Consider the following 20,334-nt stretch of genomic DNA (forward strand, 5'->3'; position numbering starts at 1 on the left):
TGCAATCGGGCCTGCGCGCTCCCTTGTAGGAGCGGGCGTGCCCGCGAAGGGCTGCACAGCAGCCCCACCAGCCCATAACGAGTACCCCGCTGTATGAACTACCTGTTCCCGCTCACCGCCATCCTCATCTGGGCCGGCAACACCGTGGTCACCAAGATGTCTGCCGGTGCCATCCACCCCGCCGAGATCGGTTTCTACCGCTGGCTGCTGGCCGCCCTGCTGTTCACGCCATTCCTGCTGCCCGCCGTGTGGCGCAATCGGGCGGCCATCCGCCCGCACCTGGCCAAGGTGTTCGTGCTAGGCGTGCTGGGCATGGCGCTGTACCAAAGCCTGGCCTACTTCGCCGCCGGCATCACCAGCGCCACCAACATGGGCATCATACTTTCGCTGATGCCGCTGATGTCACTGGCGCTGTCCATCGCCTGGCTGGGCCAGCGCCTTAGCTACGGGGCCCTGCTGGGCGCCGTGGTGTCGTTCATCGGGGTAATGGAGGTGGTCAGCGCCGGGCACCCCGCCAGCCTGCTGCTGCAGGGCCTGAACAGCGGCGATGTGTTGATGCTGGTAGCCAGCCTGGCCTACGCGCTGTACAGCTTCCTGCTGAAGAAATGGCAGTTGCGCCTGCCACCCCTGCAACTGTTGTACCTGCAGGTGCTGGTGGCCATCGTGGTGTTGCTGCCGCTGTTCCTGCTGTCGGCCAAGACCGGCCTGAACAGCGGTAACGTGGGCCTGGTGCTGTACGCGTGCGTGCTGGCCTCGATGATAGCCCCCCTGGTGTGGATGCAAGCCGTGCACCGCCTGGGGCCAAGCCGTACCACGCTGTTCTTCAACCTGCTGCCGCTGGTCACCGCGCTGATCGCTGCCGTGGTACTCGACGAGCAGTTGGCCAGTTATCACCTGGTCGGCGGCCTGCTGACCCTGGCTGGCGTGGTGCTGGCCGAGCGCTGGACCACCCCCATCCGCCGTTAGAGCCCCGCCGCCTTGAGCCGGGCGGCATGTTCAGTGAACAGCCGCACCGGGTCAGCGCCCTTGCCCACGGCACCCAGTTGCTGGTTGACGATGTCCAGGTGGTCCAGCGGGTAGTCATCGCCAATTACCTGCCCCAGGTGCGAGCTGAAGCGCCCGACCATGCCGTCACACTGGCCCTTTTCCTTGACGAAACTGCGAGCGAACAGGCGGCAGAAGTAGCTACTACCGTCAAAGCGGTTGCGCCCCTGGTCGGTCACGCCGGGCTGCACGGTGCCAGACCAGGAGTAATAGCGCACGCCATCGACCTCATAGGCCCCTTCCCCGCCCCAGGTAGCCGGCAGCCCCTGTGGATAAGCCTGGTTGAACAGCGCCACCCCGGCACTGGTCAGCGACTGGTGCGAGGCGTGCACATCCACCGGCAGCGGCGCGCGGCGCCAGCCGGTTTCCAGCCACCCCAGCAGCACGGCCACGCCCTGCAGCACGGCCTTGAGAATACGCCCATGGGGGGAATCGCCTGGTGCCGCGCGTTGCAGGTAGTCGGCCAGTTCCGAGCCATGGTTTGGGCCCGCCACCGACGTGACCGAAGCCACCCGGTCGGGCCGCCTGCCGGCCGCGTAGCGCGCGCTCAGGGCGCCTTGACTGTGGCCGATGAGGTTGACCTTCGCTGCACCGGTGCGCTGGCAGATGTCTTCGATGATCGCCAGCAGTTGCTCACCGCGCACCTCGCTGGCGTGCAGCGGCGAGACCTGCACCGGGAACACCTGCGCGCCGCCCTTGCGCAGGGCCGGGACAATGCCGAACCAGTAGGGGTAAAGCACTGCCCGGACAAAACCGAGCATGCCCGGCACCAGCACCAACGGGTATCGCGTGGCCAATTCCTGCTGCATTGCCCCAGCCCCTTTCCGTGGAGGACCGGCCAACACTACAGCGGCTTTGATCACCATCGCAATCGAACTCCCGGCACGCGCTGCGGTTCCAAACCACACAAACCCTTTGCAAGGAGCGGGACCATGTACAAGCAGACCCTGGCAATCCTTCTGGCAAGCGCCACCCTGGCCGCCTGCGGCAGCCGCCCGGAAAACCCAGTGGACTACGTCACCTACCGCGATGAACCGCTGGTCAAGCAGGTAGAGGACGGCATGACCATGCAGAAGGTCATCGCCATTGGCGGCAGCCCGTCGAACGTGATCGACCTGCCGCACGGGGGCACCTGCAACGACTACATCCTCAACCGCGATGGCAAGCAGCAGCCCTATTACGTGCGTTTCGACGCTACCGGGCATGTCGACGCCAAGGGCTTCAAAACCTGTAAACAACGCGAAAAAGACAGCGAAGCCGTCCGCGGCGCGTGAACCTTTCAGAACATGCCATGGCCACCCTGGTGCTTTTGGAGATGAACATGAATGCGACTGAACTGACCGATGTGCAAACCCTGCGTGCACGTGCCCGCCAGCACGTGGAGCAAGGCGCGGTGACCGAGGGTTATCACGCCGACCGCCAGGAGATCCTGCGCCTGCTGAACGCGTCGCTGGCCACCGAGCTGGTGTGCGTGCTGCGCTACAAGCGCCACTACTTCATGGCCAGCGGCTTCAAGGCCAGCGTGGCTGCCGATGAGTTTCTCGAACATGCCAATCAAGAAGCCGAGCATGCCGACAAACTGGCCGAGCGCATCGTACAACTGGGCGGCGAGCCGGACTTCAACCCCGATAACTTGAGCAAGAATTCCCACGCCCAGTACGTGGCGGGCAGTTCACTGAAGGAGATGGTGCTGGAGGATCTGGTGGCGGAGCGGATTGCGATTGATAGCTACCGCGAGATCATTCAGTACATTGGTGACAAAGACCCGACTACCCGACGCATCTTCGAAGACATCCTGGCGCAGGAAGAAGAGCACGCGGACGATATGTCCGATCTGCTGCAGGGGCTGTAATTGCAAGGGGCTGCTTTGCAGCCCCCTATCATTTCTTGCCTTTCACCGCCGCCGGCGCCTTGCCGGCCTTCATCTGCTGCAACAGCGGTGTGCACTGGTTCGGATCATCGCCGCTGCTAGGCGCAATCAACGCCAGCAACCCCGCCGCCGGCCCCGCCACTACGCCCAGCGCTACCATCCCCGCCCCACGCAACGCCAACGGCACTGCCTGCACACCGGCACTGGGCTTGGCAAACGGCCCACGCACATACAGCGGCGAGCGTAGCGAGAACAGCCGCAGGCCTTTCGATTCCGGGCTTATTTTCAGGTCGAGTTGCTCGCTGGCGAAATTCGCCGTGCCGTTGATGTAAATGATCGCGTTCTCGGTATCGAAGATGAAAAGCCGCGTGCTCGCCAGCCCATCCTTGATGCCCACATCGGCCGCCGCGCAGTTGATCTTCACATCCTCGTCGCCAAACAGCTTGCCGACCACGTAGTTGCCCACATTCAACCCGGCAATCTCCATCAGGCTGCGGCTAATGGCGCCATCGTTGATCAGCATGCGCAGGTCGCCATTAGCCGTGCCCAGCAAGGCCGCCACCGAGTTGCCTCGGCCGGTGATGTCGGCATCGCCATTCAACTCACCAAAGCTGGTCTGCATCGGCGCAAAGCTGGGGAACAGCTGCTTGAGTTTGAAGCCTCGCGCTGTCAGCTGGGCGCGCCCTTGCAACGGCACGCTGCGGCCATCCAGGCGAATCCGCGAAGCCAGGTTGCCGCCAGCCACGCCAAAACGCAGGGGCTCCAGGCGCAGCAGGCCATCCTCCAGGATCACGTGGGCCGACAGGTCGTTGAACGGCAGTTGCGCGCTGTGCACGATGCGTTTGCCGGCAAAGGTGACGTCAGCATCCATGGCGCGCCAGCGCTCGGTGCGGAACGCCTCCACCGGCAACACCTTGCCGGCCGGCTGCTTGCTGGCACCACCGCGGGCCTTCTGCTCTGCGTTGGAATCGGCACCGATCAGCGGCGCCAAGTCCTTGAACAGCAATTGGTTGGACACCAGGTTGCCCGACAGTTTGGGCCGCGGTTGGCTGGCGACAAAGGCCAGGTCACCGTGGATATCGCTGTCACCGATTTTGCCGTTGAAGCCTTGGTAGTTGAAGGTCGCCCCCTGCGGCGCATGCAGGTTGGCGTTGAGGTGGCCATCGGTGGAATAGGCTGGGGTATCCGGCAGGGTCACTCCGGTCAACGGGTAGAGGTTACCCAGGCTGGCCCCGGCCAGGCGCAGGCGCAAGTCGAGGGCGCCGAGGTTGCGCGGGTCGGTCAGCGTGCCGGCGAGCACCACATGGGTATCGGCGATGCGCAGGTCGGCTTGCAGCGGAAACGGCTGGCTAGCATCCTGCAGGGCCAGCAGGCCGCCAATTTTGCCTGTGCCGGACACCGGCTGGCCTTTGTAGCGGCCCTGGGCTTTGAGCCCAAAGGCATAGTCCTGCGCGGCAGCGGCTTTCTCGGCAGTGGCCTTGCCGACAATGTCGCTGAACGGGATCGGCTTGCCCAACGGGTCGATCTGCACCTTCATGCTGGTTTTCAGGGTTTGGTCATCAAAGCTGACATTGCCCTGGTCGAAGCCGATGGCGCCAATGTCCAACTGCCACTTGGAAGGCGCTGCGTTGTCATCCTTGGGGCCGAAGTCAAACGCCCAGTTGGCGCGGCCATCGGCCAAGCGGGTCAGGCTGGCAGTGGGCTTGGTCAGGTCGATACGCGGAATACTGATCTGATGGAACAGCAGTGGCAGCGGCGCCAGGCGAAACTCCACGCGCTCCAGGCCGACCATCTTCGGTTCCTTCAGCCACTCAGGATTGCCCAGAGTGAGGTCTTCGGCAATGAAATGCGGCCAAGGCAGCCAGGCACGCCAGCCACCCTCCTCAGGCTCGGTGCGCCAGTGCACGGCAAGGTTGCCATTGATTGCGAAAGGCCGGTGCAGGGCCTCGGAAACCTTCTCGTTGAGCAGTGGCTTGACGCGGTTCCAGTCGAAGGTGGCGATCACCACCAGCAGTATCGCCAGCACGGTGAGCAGGCTGGTGAAGACCCAGACGAGGATTCTGGCGGGACGCGTCATTGCGTGATTCTCCTTGCGGTATGGCACAAAACCGGTGCAGCGGCGGCATTCAATATCTCGGACTGACGAAAACCCGTGGGGTTTTATCGGCGGCGCCATGATAGCGAAGTTTTTCCTGGCCTCTGCCTCAGCAATTTGTCGCGCCAACGGGTGCGTGTTACCCACCAGCGATGAAGTCAAATTGCCATCTTGCCACTCGAGTCGCGCGTTCTAGAGCGGTTTCACTGCTCTATCAATACGGTCGATTGTTACCATTACCCGTATGAACTTCTCTCTGGCGTTACCCGGCGTAGCATTGGCTCCGTACCCACTTTCCAGCCCCCGAGAGGAGCACCGAATCATGAAACGCCACCTGCTGACCCTGACCCTGTCCATTCTGGCTGCCAACGCTTTTGCCTTGCCAGGCACTGAGCAACACCTGACCGCCGAATCGCGCTCCAGTGCTGCCGAAATCGCCCAACCGCTGAAAACCGTTGCAGAAGGTGGTTCGGATCGCCTGATCGAACGCACTGGCCGCGTTGCCGAAGGTGGTTCCGATCGCCTCATCGAACGCACTGGCCGCGTTGCCGAAGGTGGCTCCGATCGCCTGATCGAACGCACTGGCCGCGTTGCCGAAGGTGGCTCCGATCGCTTGATCGAACGCACTGGCCGCGTTGCCGAAGGTGGTTCCGATCGCCTGATCGAACGCACTGGCCGCGTTGCCGAAGGTGGTTCCGATCGCCTGATCGAACGCACTGGCCGCGTCGCTGAGGGTGGCTCCGATCGCCTGGTTGAACTCAGCCGTGTGAGCTGATCGCCATGGCCGAAAAAAACAACCTCTGTCACAACGCGTGCTCCCCTCCAGGCCCGGTCCATTGACCGGGCTTTGTTTTTTTAACTAGAGTGCCCAGCCTTACCGTCACTGAAGCTCGCATCATGCTGCCGCGCGCCGAACAGAAGTTACAGACCCGCCAGGCCCTACTGGATGCCGCCTGCCTGCTCATGGAGAGTGGCCGTGGTTTCGGCAGTATCAGCCTGCGCGAAGTAGCGAAGACGGCCGGCATCGTGCCCACCGGCTTCTATCGGCATTTCCCCGACATGGACGCCTTAGGCCTGGCCCTGGTGGCCGAGATCGACACCACCTTCCGCCAAACCATCCGCCTGGTGCGTCACAACGAATTCGAGTTGGGCGGCATCACCGATGCCTCGGTACGCATCTTCCTCGACGTGGTCGCCGCCCATCGCGCGCAGTTCCTGTTCCTGGCCCGTGAACAGTACGGCGGTTCGCAGGCCGTTCGCCAAGCCATTGCCCGCCTGCGGCAGGACATCAGCGACGACCTGGCCACCGACCTTGCGCGCATGAAACGCTGGCAGCACTTGGACAGCGCCGCACTGGCGGTGATGGCCGACTTGGTGGTGAAGACCGTGTTCGCCACGCTGCCCGAGCTTATCGACAGCCCCGAAGCGGGTTATCCACAGGCGCTGACGCCGCAGGAGAAGATCACCCAGCAGCTACGCTTCATCTTCGTGGGTGCGCGGCAATGGCAAGGGCTCGGCAACCCGGGCTGATCGGTTGCCTGTGCCTCTTCGCGCCCTACCTGTAGGACCGGGCTTGCCCGCGAAAGGGCCGGCACAGGCTACCGAAAACCCCAGTTCTGCTACCATGGCGCCCTGCCCGACAGCAACGAGCGCCGAAATGTCCAACCCCCGCCCCACCCTGCCCGCACTGGCCCGCTTCAACCAGCACTTCGCCGAGCGCATCGTGCCAATGTGGCAAGGCCCGGGCTGGAACGCCGCCATGGCCCTGCCTTACGAAGCCCTCGACGCCCAGCATCAGCCATTGCCGGTGCAGCGCTATCGGGCCATGGCCTGCGCACGCCAGCTGTACCTGTTCAGCAGCCGTATCGAGCAACCCGGCGCGGCCGCCCGTGCGGCAGCTTTGTTCCGCTCGCTGCAAAAGCACTTCCATGACGCCGAGCACGGCGGCTGGTTCTACAGCATCGACGCCCAAGGTAAGCCGCTGGACCGACGCAAGGACCTGTACACCCACGCCTTCATCGTTTTCGCCTGCGCGCACTACTGGGGCAAGGTGCGCGAGAACCTGGTGGAGTCCACGCTGAATGCCGCGCTGGACATCATTGACCAGCAGTTCGCCCGTGACGATGGCCTGTACGAAGCCAGCCTTGGCGAAGATTGGGCCGACCTCGGCAGTGGCCCGCTGCAAAACCCGCAGATGCACTTGGCCGAAGCGTTCCTGCAAGTGCTGGCGGTGCGTGAGGACGAGCATGCCCGACAGGCGCTGCTGCAGCTGTGCGAGGCGCTGCAAGCGCACTTCGTCGAACCGGCTCACGGCTTGATGCTAGAAAAGCCACACGGGGCTGTGGATAACTGGTTCGAGCCAGGGCACCAGTTCGAGTGGTTCTACCTGCTGCACACCTCGCCGTTGCTGCGTGAAACGCCGCTGCATGCGTCCATCGACCGGGCGTTCAGCTTTGCCGAGCAGCATGGGGTGAAGGATGGGGCAGTGCTGGCGATGCTGGCGGTGGATGGCCAGGTGCTGGATGCCACTCAACGGGTCTGGGCACAGGCGGAGTACCTGCGGGCGCTGGTGCTACGTGCCGGGGGTGAGGCGAAATTGCCAGAGCAGTTACAGGTACTGGAAGCGCGGTTCCTGCGTGAGGCGGGCTGGTATGAGTGCCGGGATGGTGAGGGGGCGGTTAGCCGGCATGACATGCCTTCGACTACCCCCTACCACCTGGCGACCTGCCTGCAAGGGTTGCTGCGTCTGCGCTGACGCATTCGCGGGCAAGCCCGCTCCTACAGGTGTTGTGCAGTACCTGTAGGAGCGGGTTTACCCGCGAAGAGGCCTTTGGATCAGCCCTTGGCCGAGCGGTCGATCGAGAAACCAGCCCAATCCTGGCTCACCGGCATCAGCTCCAGGCTGTTGATGTTGATGTGCGCCGGCTGGTTGAGAATCCAGAAGATGGTCTCGGCAATGTCCTGCGGCTGGATCGGCTCGGCACCGGCGTAGGTAGCGTCGTACTTGGCCTGGTCACCACCAAAGCGCACCAGCGAGAACTCGCTCTCGCACAAGCCCGGCTCGATGTTGCTCACGCGCACACCGGTACCGCGCAGGTCACAGCGCAGGCTCAGCGAGAACTGGCCGACGAAGGCCTTGGTGCCGCCATACACATTGCTGCCCGGGTACGGGTAGTTGCCCGCCACCGAACCGACGTTGAGGATCGACGCACCGCGACCATGGGCGATCAGCCGTGGCAGCAGCAGGCGGGTGGTGTACATCAGGCCCTTGATGTTGGTGTCGACCATAGTTTCCCAGTCGTCCAGGCTGCAGTTTTGCGCCGCATCCACACCCAGCGCGAGACCCGCGTTGTTGACCAGGCCGCGAATCTTTTCAAAGCCGGCCGGCAGGTTGGCGATGGCTTGCTCCATGGCCTTGCGGTCACGCACGTCGAGCACCAGGCCGTGCACTTCGGTCTTGGCCGACAGTTCGGCGCACAGGGCGTCCAGGCGCTCCTTGCGGCGGCCGGTCAGCACCAGCTTCCAGCCGGCCTCGGCGAAGCGGCGGGCAGTGGCCTCGCCGAAACCGGAAGTCGCGCCTGTAATGAATACGGTGGACGTCATGCTCTGTTCCTCACGGTGGGTTGTCATCGGCAGCTTTGCAGCATGCCCGCGCCGAGCGCCAGCAGCAAGCCGTGGAGGCTGCTGTTCATTTTTTGTTCATACCCAGCAAACCCTTGTGGCAGACGGCTCGGCGCCAGCTATGCGCATGTTATCCACAAGGCTTTCCCCACGGATTGGGGGCAACTTGTACACGCGGCGGAACCCTTTCAGCGAAGTGAGGCCGGTGGATATCTTTTGGGTGATGGCGCAAGGCTTTCAAGCATGCCGCCTGTAGCGGTCTGTCCAAAGTTTTTGCACAGAGTTATCCACAGGTTTTTCGGTATTCTTGGGGTATATGCAGGGCCTTGATAAGCCAGGGAAAATCATCCACAACGCGCCAATGATCAAAAAATGATCACATCTCTACAGGGCTTGCTATCAAAGGGCTTGAGCGAGATGCCACCATGTTTTCCACAGGCGGTTCCACATTATCCGTGGACAAGATCCTGCCTGTGGAAACAAAGGCTTGGGAAGGTATGCGGGCGTGTGTGGAGACAGACCGACGACAAGTTGTCCACATGGAGAATGGGGCTGCTTTGCAGCCCCGAATACAACTCAGTGCCCGCCCAGATAAGCGTTGCGCACCTCTTCGTTGACCAACAGCTCCTGCCCCGTACCGGTCATGCGAATCTGCCCGTTGACCATCACGTAAGCCCGGTCCGACAGTTTCAGCGCATGGTTGGCGTTCTGCTCCACCAGGAAGATGGTCATGCCGGTCTTGGCCAGCTCGCGCAAGGTCGAGAAGATCTGCTTGACCACGATCGGCGCCAGCCCAAGCGATGGCTCGTCCAGCAGCAGCAACTTCGGCCGGCTCATCAGCGCCCGGGCAATGGCCAGCATCTGTTGCTCGCCGCCAGACATGGTCATGGCCCGCTGGTTACGCCGCTCTTTCAAGCGCGGGAACAGCTCGTACATACGCTGCATGTCTTCGTCAGCATGCTTGTCGCCAATGGGGATGGTGCCCATCATCAGGTTTTCCTCGACGGTCATGTCGGGGAACACCCGGCGCCCTTCTGGCGACTGGGCGATGCCGTTGGACGCAATGTAGTGCGACGACTTGCGGGTGATGTCGGTGCCGCGGTACACGATATTCCCCGACGCGGCCCGTGGCTGGCCAAAAATCGACATCAGCAACGTCGACTTGCCGGCACCGTTGGCGCCGATCAGGCTAACCGTCTCGCCTTCGTTGATGTGCATCGAGACCTTTTTCAGCGCCTGGATCGGCCCGTAGAACACGTCCAGTTCCTTCAGCTCGAGAATGGGTGCACTCATACCAGTTCCTCTTCGTCTGCACCCAGGTAGGCGGCGATCACCGTCGGGTTGTGGCGGATTTCCTGCGGCGCGCCTTCGGCAATCACGTTGCCGTGGTCGAGCACCACGATATGGTCGGAAATGCTCATGACCATGCCCATGTCATGCTCGATCAGCACCACGGTGATGTCGTGCTCGTCACGCAGCACGCGGATCATGCGGCTGAGGGCCTCGGTTTCCTGTGGGTTGAGGCCAGCTGCCGGTTCGTCCAGGCAGATGATCTTCGGTCGTGTACACATGGCCCGGGCGATTTCCAGACGGCGCTGCTGGCCGTACGACAACTCACCGGCCAGGCGGTTGGCGCAGTCGACCAGATCGACCACTTCCAGCCAGTAGAACGCATGGTCCAGCGCATCGCTTTCGGCCTTGCGGTAGGCCTTGGTGTTGAGTACCCCGGCCAGCAGGTTGCGGTTGACCCACATGTGCTGGGCCACCAGCAGGTTCTCCACCACCGACATTTCCTTGAACAGGCGAATGTTCTGGAAGGTGCGCGCCAGACCTGCGCGGTTGACCAGGTGGGTACCGCCGAACATCTTGTAATACATGCGGTTGGCAAAGCGCGCCGGCGACACGAAGTCCGCCGCCTGGAAGCGCTCGCCGAGCAACTGGATGACATTGGTGTGGCTGCCCCGCACGTTCAGCTCGATGCGCCCGCCACTGGCCTTGTAGAAGCCGGTCAGGCAGTTGAACACGGTGGTCTTGCCAGCGCCGTTGGGGCCGATCAGGGCGAATATCTGGTTGCGCCGGACCTTCAGGCTAACGTCGCTGAGCGCCTTGATGCCGCCGAACTGCATCATCAGGTTGTCGACCGAGAGAATGATATCGTCGCTCATGGCGCCACTCCTTTACGCGGGGTCACACCGGTACGGCTGATGCGGATCAACCCACGCGGTCGCCAGATCATCATCAGCACCATTAGCACGCCGAACAACAGCACCCGGTATTCAGAGAAGCTGCGCAGCAACTCGGGGGCCACGGTTAGCACGAATGCCGCGATGACCACGCCCACGGTCGAGCCCATGCCACCCAGTACCACGATGGCCAGGATCAGCGCCGACTCGAAGAAGGTGAACGACGACGGGTTGACGAAGCCTTGGTAGGTGGCGAAGAACACCCCGGCCAGGCCGGCAGTGGACGCACCCAGGGTAAACGCCGAGAGCTTGACCAGCACGTGGTTCAGGCCCATCGAACGGCAGGCAATTTCGTCTTCACGCAGCGCTTCCCAGGCCCGACCGACCGGCATGCGGGTCAGCCGGTGCTTGATGTACAGCACAGCCAGCACGACCATGAACAGCACTGCGTAGATGAACACGAACTTGAGGTTGGCGTTGTAATCGAAGCCGAAGAACTCGTGGATCGGCACCCCACCATCTTTGGCCCGACGGCCGAACTCCAGGCCGAAGAAGGTTGGCGACGGTGCCGGCATGCCGTTGGGGCCACCGGTGAACGACAGCCAGTTGTTCAGCACCAAGCGGATGATTTCGCCAAAGCCCAGGGTCACGATGGCCAGGTAGTCACCGTGCATCCGTAGCACCGGGAAGCCAAGGATGCACCCCGCCAGCGCCGCAGCGATGGCCGCCAGCGGCAGCACGCTCCAGAAGCCCAGGCCGAGGTACTGGTAACCCAGCGCCAGGCCGTAGGCGCCAATGGCATAGAACGCCACGTAGCCCAGGTCGAGCAGGCCGGCCAGGCCAACCACGATGTTCAGCCCAAGGCCGAGCAAGACGTAGATCAGACCAAGGATGACCACCGTCAGCAGGTACTTGTTGGCGAAGATCGGGAAGACGATGGCAATCACGACCAACGCCGGGATGATGTAGCGCAGCCGCGACACGTAGTTCGGCGCGCGCACATGCACCCCCGAGCCACCACTGTCGAAGCCTTCGAGCATGCGGCGCCCCGCGGCGGTTTGCAGGTACAGGCTGAGCAGGAAGCGCCCAAGCATCACCCCGCCGACCAGCCAGGCTACGCGCCGCGGCTCGGCATTGAAGGTGTAGCCGTCGAGTACCACGCCGACGACCGGGCCGAATACGATGAGGGCCAGCAGGCCGGCGACGATGGTCTCCAGCAGGCTGCGTTTAAGGTCGAAACCCTTGGTTTTTGGAGCAGCGGCAGTATTGGCAACGGACATGTTCACACCTTAGCCACGAGCGGGCGACCCAGCAGGCCTTGTGGGCGGAAGATAAGGATCATTACCAGCAGCGAGAAACTGAACACATCCTTGTAGTCGGAGTTGATCAGGCCAGAGAACAGCGACTCGGAAATACCCAGGATAATCCCACCGAGCATGGCGCCAGGCAGCGAACCAATGCCGCCGAGCACCGCAGCGGTAAACGCCTTGATGCCGATGATGAAACCGGCATAGAAATCGAACGTGCCGTAGTTCATGGTGATCAGCACGCCAGCCAAGGCGGCCATCACCGCACCGATGACGAACACGTAGGAGATCACCCGGTCGGTGTTGATGCCCAGGATCGAGGCCATCTTGCGGTCTTGCTGGGTGGCACGGCACATGCGGCCGAGCTTGGTGTACTTGATTACGTAGGTGAGCAAGCCCATGCCGACGAAGGCGGCCACCAGGATGAAGATCTTGGTGTAGGTCAGTTGCACGAAGCCAGTCCCCACTTCGACACGCATGGCACCTTCAAGCAGGGTCGGCACGCCTTGCTGGCGGGCGCCCTGGCTGATTTGCGCGTAGTTCTGCAGGATCAACGAAATACCGATGGCACTGATCAGCGGTGCCAGGCGGGTGGAGTTACGCAGGGGTTTGTAGGCGATGCGCTCGATGGTGAAGCCATACACACCAGTGACGACGATGGTGAACAACAGGGTGCCCAACATCAGCAGGGGGAACGACTCGATACCGAAATAAGCCAGCAATGCCAGGCTGATTGCCGCGAGGTACGCGGAAATCATGTACACCTCGCCGTGCGCGAAGTTGATCATGCCGATGATGCCATAGACCATTGTGTAGCCGATGGCAATCAAGCCATAGACCGACCCGAGGGTCAGGCCATTGACCAGTTGCTGCAGGAAAATACCATCCATAACGCAATCTCACCTATTGAGATTGCACGAGCGCCGACTACGGCGGGCCTGGGATAAGGCGACCCTCGCAGCGCAGAACTGTGCAGATCTACGGATAAAGACAGGTACTGCGGGGCTGCGGCCCGGGCGTGTGCCCGGGCCGTGGGCCGTTATTATTTTTGTTTATCCAGCTGGTGGTACTTGCCGTCCTTGTCCCACTGGTAGACCACGTAGTCGGACACGGTCAGGTCGCCCTTCTGGTCCCACTTTTTCTCGCCCATGACAGTCTTGACCGGGTTGGCCTTGAGCCATTTGGCGGCGTCTTCACCCTTGTTCGATTTAGCACCGTTGAAACCGGCAGCCAAGGCTTCCAGGGACGCATAGGCGTACAGGGTGTAGCCCTCTGGCTCGGTGCCATTCTTGCGGAACTCTTCCACCACGGCCTTGCTGTCTGGCAGCAGGCGCGGGTCGGCGCCGAAGGTCATGTACACACCATCGACGTACTGCGCGCCGCCGGCAGTGGCCACCAGTTCGTCGGTAACAATGCCGTCATCGGACATGAACTTGACGTCTTTCAGGCCCTGCTCGCGCAGCTGGCGTACCAGCGGGCCGGCTTCTGGGTGCAGGCCACCGAAGTAGACCACGTCGGCACCGGTGGAGCGGATTTTGGTAACCACGGCGCTGAAGTCTTTCTCACCACGGGTCAGGCCTTCGTACAGCACCGGCTTCACGCCACGCTTCTCCAGCTGAGCTTTGGTCGCGTCGGCCAGGCCTTGGCCATAGGTGTCCTTGTCGTGCAGCACCGCGACTTTCTTGCCCTTGAGCACGTCGACGATGTAGTCACCGGCAACGATGCCCTGCTGGTCGTCACGGCCGCACATGCGGAACATGGCACCCAGGCCGCGCTCGGTAACCTGTGGGTTGGTAGAGCCCGGGGTAATGGCAATGACGCCCGCCTCGTCATACACCTCGGAGGCCGGAATAGTGTTGGAAGAACAGAAGTGACCGACCACCCCAATCACCTTGTCCTGGTCGACCAGGCGGTTGGCCACGGCCACAGCCTGCTTCGGTTCACAGGCGTCATCGCCTTTGACCAAAACGATTTTTTCGCCATTTACGCCACCGGCGGCGTTGATCTTGTCGGCCGCTGCCTGCGCACCTTTCATGTACTGCTCGCCAAACGCTGCGTTAGCCCCGGTCATGGGGCCCGCTACACCGATCTTGACGTCGGCCTGAACATACGAAGAAACACCCAGTGCCGTAGCTACGGCGAGAGCCAGGAAACCTTTCTTGTAAAACGTCTGCGACATGAGGTGGTGCTCCTAGAGTTTTTTTTGGTTGGCACTACAACTTCTCAACCCTGTGCTCAGAGCAAGGGCCGTGCCATCGGTTTTGTCTTTCGGGTAAACACACTGTTCAGGTCGCCTGCAGGCGACCGACGGCCTTTTCTTTATTGAGCGTGCAACCGTCTGCCAAGCGGCAGGCGCCACCACACGTACAGACAAGGAGCAACCGTCGAGTGCCATCATTGCAACCGTGGTAAGTGTTTACGTGCAACCGCCCTGTAACAGCGGACGTCACCGAAGTGCACACCGCTGGTGCGCGACTGCTACAGGCGGCACCGTTTCAAGGCTAGCTGGCGCACGGAAAAACACGCTGTTTTGGCTGTTCCGGCCTATTCCCGGGCAAGCCCGCCCCAACAACAGCCAGGATCCCCTGTGTAGGAGCGGGCTTGCCCGCGAATAGCGCCCGAACAGGCCCAACAAGCCGCAAAAGGCTGGCACAATGTCCGCCATTCGCCGCCTCCGGAGCCCCCTTGATGAGCGAGAGCGCATTCGCCGAGCGCATCGTGCACAACCTGCTCGACACCGATTTCTACAAACTCACCATGATGCAGGGCGTGCTACACAACTACCCGGACGCTGACGTCGAATGGGAATTCCGCTGCCGCAACGGCGAGGACCTACGCCCTTACCTCGGTGACATCCGCAACCAGCTCGAACGCCTCAGCGAGCTGACCCTGGATGACGCCCAGTTAGCCTTCCTCGAACGCATCAGCTTCCTCAAGCCCGACTTCCTGCGCTTTTTGCGCCTGTTCCGCTTCAACCTGCGCTATGTGCACCTAGGGATAGAAAACGACCAGCTGTGTCTGCGCCTGAAGGGCCCATGGCTGCACGTCATCCTGTTCGAAATACCGCTGCTGGCCATCATCAGCGAAGTGCGCAACCGCCATTTGCACCCGCACATGCGCTTGGCCGAGGCGCGCGACCAGCTGTACCGCAAGTTCGACTGGCTGCGCGCACATGCCAGCGACGACGAACTGGCCGAACTGCAGGTGGCCGACTTCGGTACCCGCCGGCGCTTTTCCAGCCGCGTGCAGGAAGAGGTAGTGCGTGTACTGCACAACGACTTCCCTGGCCGCTTCGTCGGCACCAGCAACGTTGACCTGGCATGGAAACTGGATATCAAGCCGCTCGGCACCATGGCCCATGAATGGTTCATGGCCCACCAGCAACTCGGCCCGCGGCTGATCGACAGCCAGATCGCCGCGCTGGACTGCTGGGTGCGCGAATACCGCGGCCTGCTCGGCATCGCATTGACCGACTGCATCACCATGGATGCCTTTCTCAGCGATTTCGACCTGTACTTCGCCAAGCTGTTCGACGGCCTGCGCCACGACTCGGGCGAGCCGGTGGCCTGGGCGGAAAAGGCCATTGCCCACTATCAGAAGCTGGGTATCGACCCGATGACCAAGACCCTGGTGTTTTCCGACGGTCTCAACTTGACCCGCTCGCTGGAAATCTTCCGTGCCCTGCGCGGTCGCATCAACGTCAGCTTTGGCATCGGCACCAACTTGACCTGCGACATCCCAGGTGTGGCGCCAATGAACATCGTGCTTAAAATGACCGACTGCAACGGAGCGCCGGTGGCGAAGATCTCGGACGAAGCCGCCAAAACCCAATGCCGCGACGAAAACTTCGTCGCCTACATGCGCCATGTATTCAAAGTCCCCAGCAAGGAGTAACCCATGCAAGCGGTTCAGCAAGAGATTGCCCAGGCGCTGAAGGTACAGCCGCCGTTCGCCGACGCCGCCGCGCTCGACGCCGAAGTCGCCCGGCGCGTGGCGTTCATCAAGGATTGCCTGGCCAACGCCCGGCTCAAGACCCTGGTGCTGGGCATCAGTGGCGGCGTCGACTCGCTGACCGCCGCCCTGCTCGCCCAACGCGCCGTCAACGAACTGCGCGCCGAAACCGGCGACCAAGCCTACACCTTCATCGCCGTGCGCCTACCGTACCAGGTACAGCATGACGAGCATGACGCCCAGGCGTGCCTGGAGGTGATCAAGGCCGATGAAGTGCACACCGTGGATATAGCCCCGGCAGTGCGGGCATTGGCGGCTGAAGTGGTGGAGTTGAAGAACGGCTCGCCAACGCTGGTGGACTTCGTGGTCGGCAACGTCAAGGCACGTACGCGCATGGTCGCCCAGTACACCATCGCTGGCGCCCGCGCGGGGTTGGTGATCGGCACCGACCACGCCGCCGAGGCGGTGATGGGCTTCTTTACCAAGTTCGGCGATGGTGCCTGCGACCTGGCGCCGCTGAGCGGGCTGGTGAAGAACCAGGTACGGGCGATTGCGCGCAGCTTTGGTGCGCCGGAATCACTGGTGGAGAAGGTGCCAACGGCCGACCTGGAAGACCTGGAGCCGGGCAAGCCGGACGAAGCGTCGCATGGCGTGACCTACCAGCAGATCGATGCATTCCTGCATGGGCAGCCGGTTGATCAGGCAGCGTTCGACATCATCGTCGCTACCTACCGCAAGACCCAGCACAAGCGCGAACTGCCGTTCGCCCCTTGATAGGGCTATAGAAGGACCTGTGGGAGCGGGTTCACCCGCGAATGCGATGGTAAATCCACCGACGCATTCGCGGGTGAACCCGCTCCTACAGGGTTCACCGTCAGCCTTTGATTACTTGACGACGACCTTGCCCTTCATCATCGAGATGTGGCCCGGGAAGGTGCAGAAGAAGCTGTAGTCGCCACCCGCTTCCAGCTTGGTAGCGTCGAACTTCACTTCAGTTTCCTTTTCAGGCGCACCGATCATCTTGGTGTGAGCGATGATCGCGGCGTTGTCAGCCTTGATGTAGTCCTTTTCCAGACCTTGGCTCATGCCTTCGGTGGCAATGCCCTGCATGTCCGCAGTCTTGCTGATCACCAGGTTGTGGCCCATCACGTTCTTCGGCAGGTTGCCGGAGTGGGTCAGTTTGACGGTGAATTCCTTGCAGCTCTTGTCGACGGTGATTTCCTTGGTGTTGTAGGACATCTGGTCGGTGGAGTCGACAGTCACCGAGCACTCGGCTGCGAAGACAGAAGCGCTGGCGAGGGTCAGCAGGGATACCGCTACAGCTTTCGCAAACATCATGAATCTCCTTGGCAGGGTTTTATCAATTGCGAGACTGCCTGAAACCGTTCAGCCCCTTGCTGATATGGGTCAAGGGGGTGTCAAGCGGCCAGTCAGTAGAATTGTTCAATCGATTGTATACAACCAATCTAAGGGCACATCATGCCCTTTTAATGGACGATGGGACAACCTCTCATTTAGGAGCAATACCAAATGCCCATCTCTAGCTTCATCAATAGCCTGCTCGCCGCCTATGCGCAGGGCGCCACGGGCGCCAGTTGCGAGTACTCTCGCCCGGAATGAAACCGGCGGGTATTTAGGTTGTATCGCTGAACACGGTTTCGTGCGGCAGCAGCATCGGGCGATGTGCTGTTGGGGCAGCTAGCGGATGAGCTGCGGAGGGATCGATCGACAGCAAACCTGCCCGATCTGGATTGATGGGCTTGTGGGAGCGGGTAAACCCGCTCCTACATGGCGCGATCAGCGCGGGATGACAGGCTGACGTGGCTTTTTATTGCCTTTGCCACCCTTGGCCGCCTCTTTACGCTCCTTAGCCGCCTGCTGGTTACGCGCAAATGCCTCAGCCTTGGCCTTTTCACGCTTGTCCCACGGGTTGCTGCCATCGCTGCCACGCGGTGGCAGGCCGGTGTGCTGGGTCAGGATCTTCTGCTCCTTGCCCACCTTGTGGCTGCCCGCCGGGGTGGAGTTCTTGCGGCGCGCACTCTGGTAGGTATCGGTCTGCGGCTGGTGCAGCGGGATCAACTGGTGCTTGCCCGGCCCGATCAGGTCGGCGCGGCCCATGCGCTCCAACGCTTCACGCAGCATCGGCCAGCCCTTCGGGTCGTGGTAGCGCAAGAACGCTTTGTGCAGGCGCCGTTGCTCGTCGCTCTTGACGATCTCCACCCCTTCGCTCTTGTAGGTCACCTTGCGCAGCGGGTTCTTACCCGAGTGGTACATGGCCGTGGCCGAGGCCATCGGCGACGGGTAGAACGCCTGCACCTGGTCGGCGCGGAAGCCATTGCCCTTCAGCCACAGGGCCAGGTTCATCATGTCTTCGTCGGTGGTGCCCGGGTGCGCAGCGATGAAGTACGGGATCAGGTACTGCTCCTTGCCCGCCTCTTTCGAGAACTTCTCGAACATGCGCTTGAAGCGGTCATAGGTGCCGATGCCCGGCTTCATCATCTTGTCCAGCGGGCCACGCTCGGTGTGCTCCGGGGCAATCTTCAGGTAACCACCAACGTGGTGGGTGACCAGCTCCTTGACGTACTCCGGCGATTCCACCGCCAGGTCGTAGCGCAGGCCCGAGGCGATCAGGATCTTCTTCACACCGGGCAAGGCACGGGCCTTGCGGTACAGCTCGATGAGCGAGCTGTGGTCGGTGTTGAGGTTTTCACAGATGCCTGGGAACACGCACGACGGCTTGCGGCAGTGCTTTTCGATCTCGGGGCTCTTGCAAGCGATGCGGTACATGTTGGCGGTTGGGCCGCCAAGGTCGGACACCACGCCGGTGAAGCCTGGCACCTTGTCACGCATCTCTTCGATTTCGTGCAGGATCGACTCGTGCGAGCGGTTCTGGATGATGCGGCCTTCGTGCTCGGTGATCGAGCAGAAGGTGCAGCCACCGAAGCAGCCACGCATGATGTTCACCGAGAAGCGGATCATCTCGTAAGCCGGGATGCGCTCCTTGCCATAGGCCGGGTGCGGCACACGGGCGTACGGCATACCGAACACGTAGTCCATTTCTTCGGTGCTCATCGGGATGGGTGGCGGGTTGAACCACACATCCACTTCACCATGCTTTTGCACCAGGGCGCGGGCGTTGCCCGGGTTGGTCTCCAGGTGCAGCACGCGGTTGGCGTGCGCATAGAGCACGGGGTCGTTACGCACCTTTTCGAACGACGGCAGGCGAATTACCGACTTTTCCCGCGTCACGCTCGGGCTGTCGAGAATCTGCACCACCTTGGCTTCGTTCGGGTCTTCCTGGTCGCCCTTGGCCTGCTCGATAGCGCAAGCCTGGGTGTCCTGGGTGTTCACGTACGGGTTGATGATCTTGTCGACACGGCCCGGGCGGTCGATGCGGGTAGAGTCGATTTCGTACCAGCCCTGCGGCGTATCACGGCGTACGAAGGCAGTGCCGCGCACGTCGGTGATGGTCTCGATCTTCTCCCCGCTGGACAGGCGCTGGGCCACTTCGACCACGGCACGTTCGGCGTTGCCGAATAGTAGGATGTCGGCGCTGGCGTCGATCAGGATCGAGTGGCGCACCTTGTCCTGCCAGTAGTCGTAGTGGGCGATACGGCGCAGCGAGGCCTCGATGCCACCCAGCACGATCGGCACGTGCTTGTAGGCCTCCTTGCAGCGCTGGCTGTACACCAGGCTGGCGCGGTCCGGCCGGCTGCCAGCCAAACCACCGGGGGTGTAGGCATCGTCGGAGCGAATCTTCTTGTCCGCGGTGTAGCGGTTGATCATCGAGTCCATGTTGCCGGCGGCTACGCCGAAGAACAGGTTCGGCTCGCCGAGCTTCATGAAGTCGTCTTTCGACTGCCAGTTCGGCTGGGCGATGATGCCCACGCGGAAGCCTTGGGCCTCCAGCAGGCGGCCGATGATGGCCATGCCGAACGACGGGTGGTCGACGTAGGCATCACCGGTCACGATGATGATGTCGCAGGAATCCCAGCCGAGCAGATCCATCTCCTCCCTGCTCATTGGCAGGAAAGGTGCTGGCCCGAAGCATTCGGCCCAGTACTTGGGATAGTCGTAGAGTGGTTTGGCTGCTTGCATGTCAGTGACCGGTTTTGATGTGCAGGGAAATCGCGGGCGCGGAATATAGCACAAATTTTGACCAAATCCGACTGTCTTCGTGGGGATTGGTGGGTGGCTTGGGGGTTGTGGTGGGGTTGGCAGGTGTTCGACATAGCATATGCAGCGCCTGTGAGATCGAGCGCC

At 61.9% G+C, this 20,334-nt stretch carries 18 protein-coding genes; 8 read left to right on the forward strand and 10 right to left on the reverse strand.

Annotated elements, in window-relative coordinates; translation table 11 throughout:
- Positions 1–93: 93 nt before the first annotated feature.
- Positions 94–966: a DMT family transporter gene (locus tag DV532_RS22330; protein ID WP_056794740.1), complete on the forward strand. Its 873-nt coding sequence runs from the start codon at positions 94–96 to the stop codon at positions 964–966.
- On the opposite strand, the gene DV532_RS22335 is transcribed toward DV532_RS22330, so the two are convergent.
- Positions 963–1,853 carry a triacylglycerol lipase gene (locus DV532_RS22335; RefSeq protein WP_056794737.1) on the reverse strand — a complete coding sequence of 297 codons (891 nt, stop codon included), beginning with the start codon at positions 1,851–1,853 and terminating at the stop codon, positions 963–965. The two genes, DV532_RS22330 and DV532_RS22335, sit on opposite strands and share 4 nt — an antisense overlap.
- Positions 1,854–1,976: 123 nt before the next feature.
- Here DV532_RS22335 and osmE point away from each other — a divergent pair, with 123 nt between their 5' ends.
- Both osmE and DV532_RS22345 read left to right on the forward strand, forming a co-directional pair.
- On the forward strand, positions 1,977–2,318 hold the full coding sequence (gene osmE, locus DV532_RS22340; RefSeq protein WP_056794735.1) for an osmotically-inducible lipoprotein OsmE: 342 nt from the start codon (positions 1,977–1,979) through the stop codon (positions 2,316–2,318).
- Positions 2,319–2,365: 47 nt separating this feature from the next.
- Positions 2,366–2,896, forward strand: coding sequence for a bacterioferritin (locus DV532_RS22345; RefSeq protein ID WP_056796656.1), 531 nt, complete (start codon positions 2,366–2,368; stop codon positions 2,894–2,896).
- Between the two features lie 28 nt (positions 2,897–2,924).
- Here the strand turns inward: DV532_RS22345 and DV532_RS22350 are convergent, their stop codons facing one another.
- Positions 2,925–4,991: an AsmA family protein gene (locus tag DV532_RS22350; RefSeq protein ID WP_056794732.1), complete on the reverse strand. Its 2,067-nt coding sequence runs from the start codon at positions 4,989–4,991 to the stop codon at positions 2,925–2,927.
- A gap of 340 nt (positions 4,992–5,331) precedes the next feature.
- Here DV532_RS22350 and DV532_RS22355 point away from each other — a divergent pair, with 340 nt between their 5' ends.
- The 3 genes from DV532_RS22355 to DV532_RS22365 all read left to right on the forward strand — a co-directional run bounded on the left by DV532_RS22355 (position 5,332) and on the right by DV532_RS22365 (position 7,764).
- Positions 5,332–5,784: a hypothetical protein gene (locus DV532_RS22355; RefSeq protein WP_056794731.1), complete on the forward strand. Its 453-nt coding sequence runs from the start codon at positions 5,332–5,334 to the stop codon at positions 5,782–5,784.
- A 122-nt stretch (positions 5,785–5,906) separates the two neighbouring features.
- On the forward strand, positions 5,907–6,539 hold the full coding sequence (locus tag DV532_RS22360; RefSeq protein ID WP_056794728.1) for a TetR family transcriptional regulator: 633 nt from the start codon (positions 5,907–5,909) through the stop codon (positions 6,537–6,539).
- Positions 6,540–6,666: 127 nt separating this feature from the next.
- Entirely contained in the window at positions 6,667–7,764 is a 1,098-nt protein-coding gene (locus DV532_RS22365; RefSeq protein ID WP_056794726.1) for an AGE family epimerase/isomerase, read from the forward strand.
- A gap of 80 nt (positions 7,765–7,844) precedes the next feature.
- Here the strand turns inward: DV532_RS22365 and DV532_RS22370 are convergent, their stop codons facing one another.
- The 6 genes from DV532_RS22370 to DV532_RS22395 form a co-directional block, all read right to left on the reverse strand.
- Entirely contained in the window at positions 7,845–8,612 is a 768-nt protein-coding gene (locus DV532_RS22370; protein ID WP_012274433.1) for an SDR family oxidoreductase, read from the reverse strand.
- A 594-nt stretch (positions 8,613–9,206) separates the two neighbouring features.
- Positions 9,207–9,923 carry an ABC transporter ATP-binding protein gene (locus DV532_RS22375; protein WP_056794723.1) on the reverse strand — a complete coding sequence of 239 codons (717 nt, stop codon included), beginning with the start codon at positions 9,921–9,923 and terminating at the stop codon, positions 9,207–9,209.
- Positions 9,920–10,795, reverse strand: coding sequence for an ATP-binding cassette domain-containing protein (locus tag DV532_RS22380; RefSeq protein WP_043198089.1), 876 nt, complete (start codon positions 10,793–10,795; stop codon positions 9,920–9,922). Before DV532_RS22380 ends, DV532_RS22375 begins: the two co-directional genes overlap by 4 nt.
- Positions 10,792–12,093 (reverse strand): high-affinity branched-chain amino acid ABC transporter permease LivM, encoded by a 1,302-nt coding sequence (gene livM / locus DV532_RS22385; RefSeq protein ID WP_056794721.1) that lies wholly within the window; start codon positions 12,091–12,093, stop codon positions 10,792–10,794. The genes DV532_RS22380 and livM overlap by 4 nt, the downstream gene beginning before the upstream one ends.
- 2 nt (positions 12,094–12,095) lie before the next feature.
- Complete coding sequence (locus DV532_RS22390; protein ID WP_019098910.1) at positions 12,096–13,010, reverse strand: branched-chain amino acid ABC transporter permease; 915 nt, start codon at positions 13,008–13,010, stop codon at positions 12,096–12,098.
- 152 nt (positions 13,011–13,162) lie between these two features.
- Positions 13,163–14,299: a branched-chain amino acid ABC transporter substrate-binding protein gene (locus DV532_RS22395; RefSeq protein WP_056794718.1), complete on the reverse strand. Its 1,137-nt coding sequence runs from the start codon at positions 14,297–14,299 to the stop codon at positions 13,163–13,165.
- Positions 14,300–14,808: 509 nt separating this feature from the next.
- Here DV532_RS22395 and pncB point away from each other — a divergent pair.
- Both pncB and nadE read left to right on the forward strand, forming a co-directional pair.
- Positions 14,809–16,014, forward strand: a complete 1,206-nt coding sequence (gene pncB / locus DV532_RS22400) for a nicotinate phosphoribosyltransferase (RefSeq protein WP_056794716.1) — start codon at positions 14,809–14,811, stop codon at positions 16,012–16,014.
- A 3-nt stretch (positions 16,015–16,017) separates the two neighbouring features.
- Entirely contained in the window at positions 16,018–16,845 is an 828-nt protein-coding gene (nadE, locus tag DV532_RS22405; RefSeq protein ID WP_056794713.1) for an ammonia-dependent NAD(+) synthetase, read from the forward strand.
- 111 nt (positions 16,846–16,956) lie between these two features.
- On the opposite strand, the gene azu is transcribed toward nadE, so the two are convergent.
- Positions 16,957–17,406, reverse strand: coding sequence for an azurin (gene azu, locus DV532_RS22415; RefSeq protein ID WP_015271990.1), 450 nt, complete (start codon positions 17,404–17,406; stop codon positions 16,957–16,959).
- A 462-nt stretch (positions 17,407–17,868) separates the two neighbouring features.
- Complete coding sequence (locus DV532_RS22420) at positions 17,869–20,169, reverse strand: YgiQ family radical SAM protein (protein ID WP_056794711.1); 2,301 nt, start codon at positions 20,167–20,169, stop codon at positions 17,869–17,871.
- Positions 20,170–20,334: the final 165 nt, after the last annotated feature.

Origin of the sequence: Pseudomonas sp. Leaf58 (genome assembly GCF_003627215.1) — a bacterium.
Lineage (GTDB): Bacteria > Pseudomonadota > Gammaproteobacteria > Pseudomonadales > Pseudomonadaceae > Aquipseudomonas.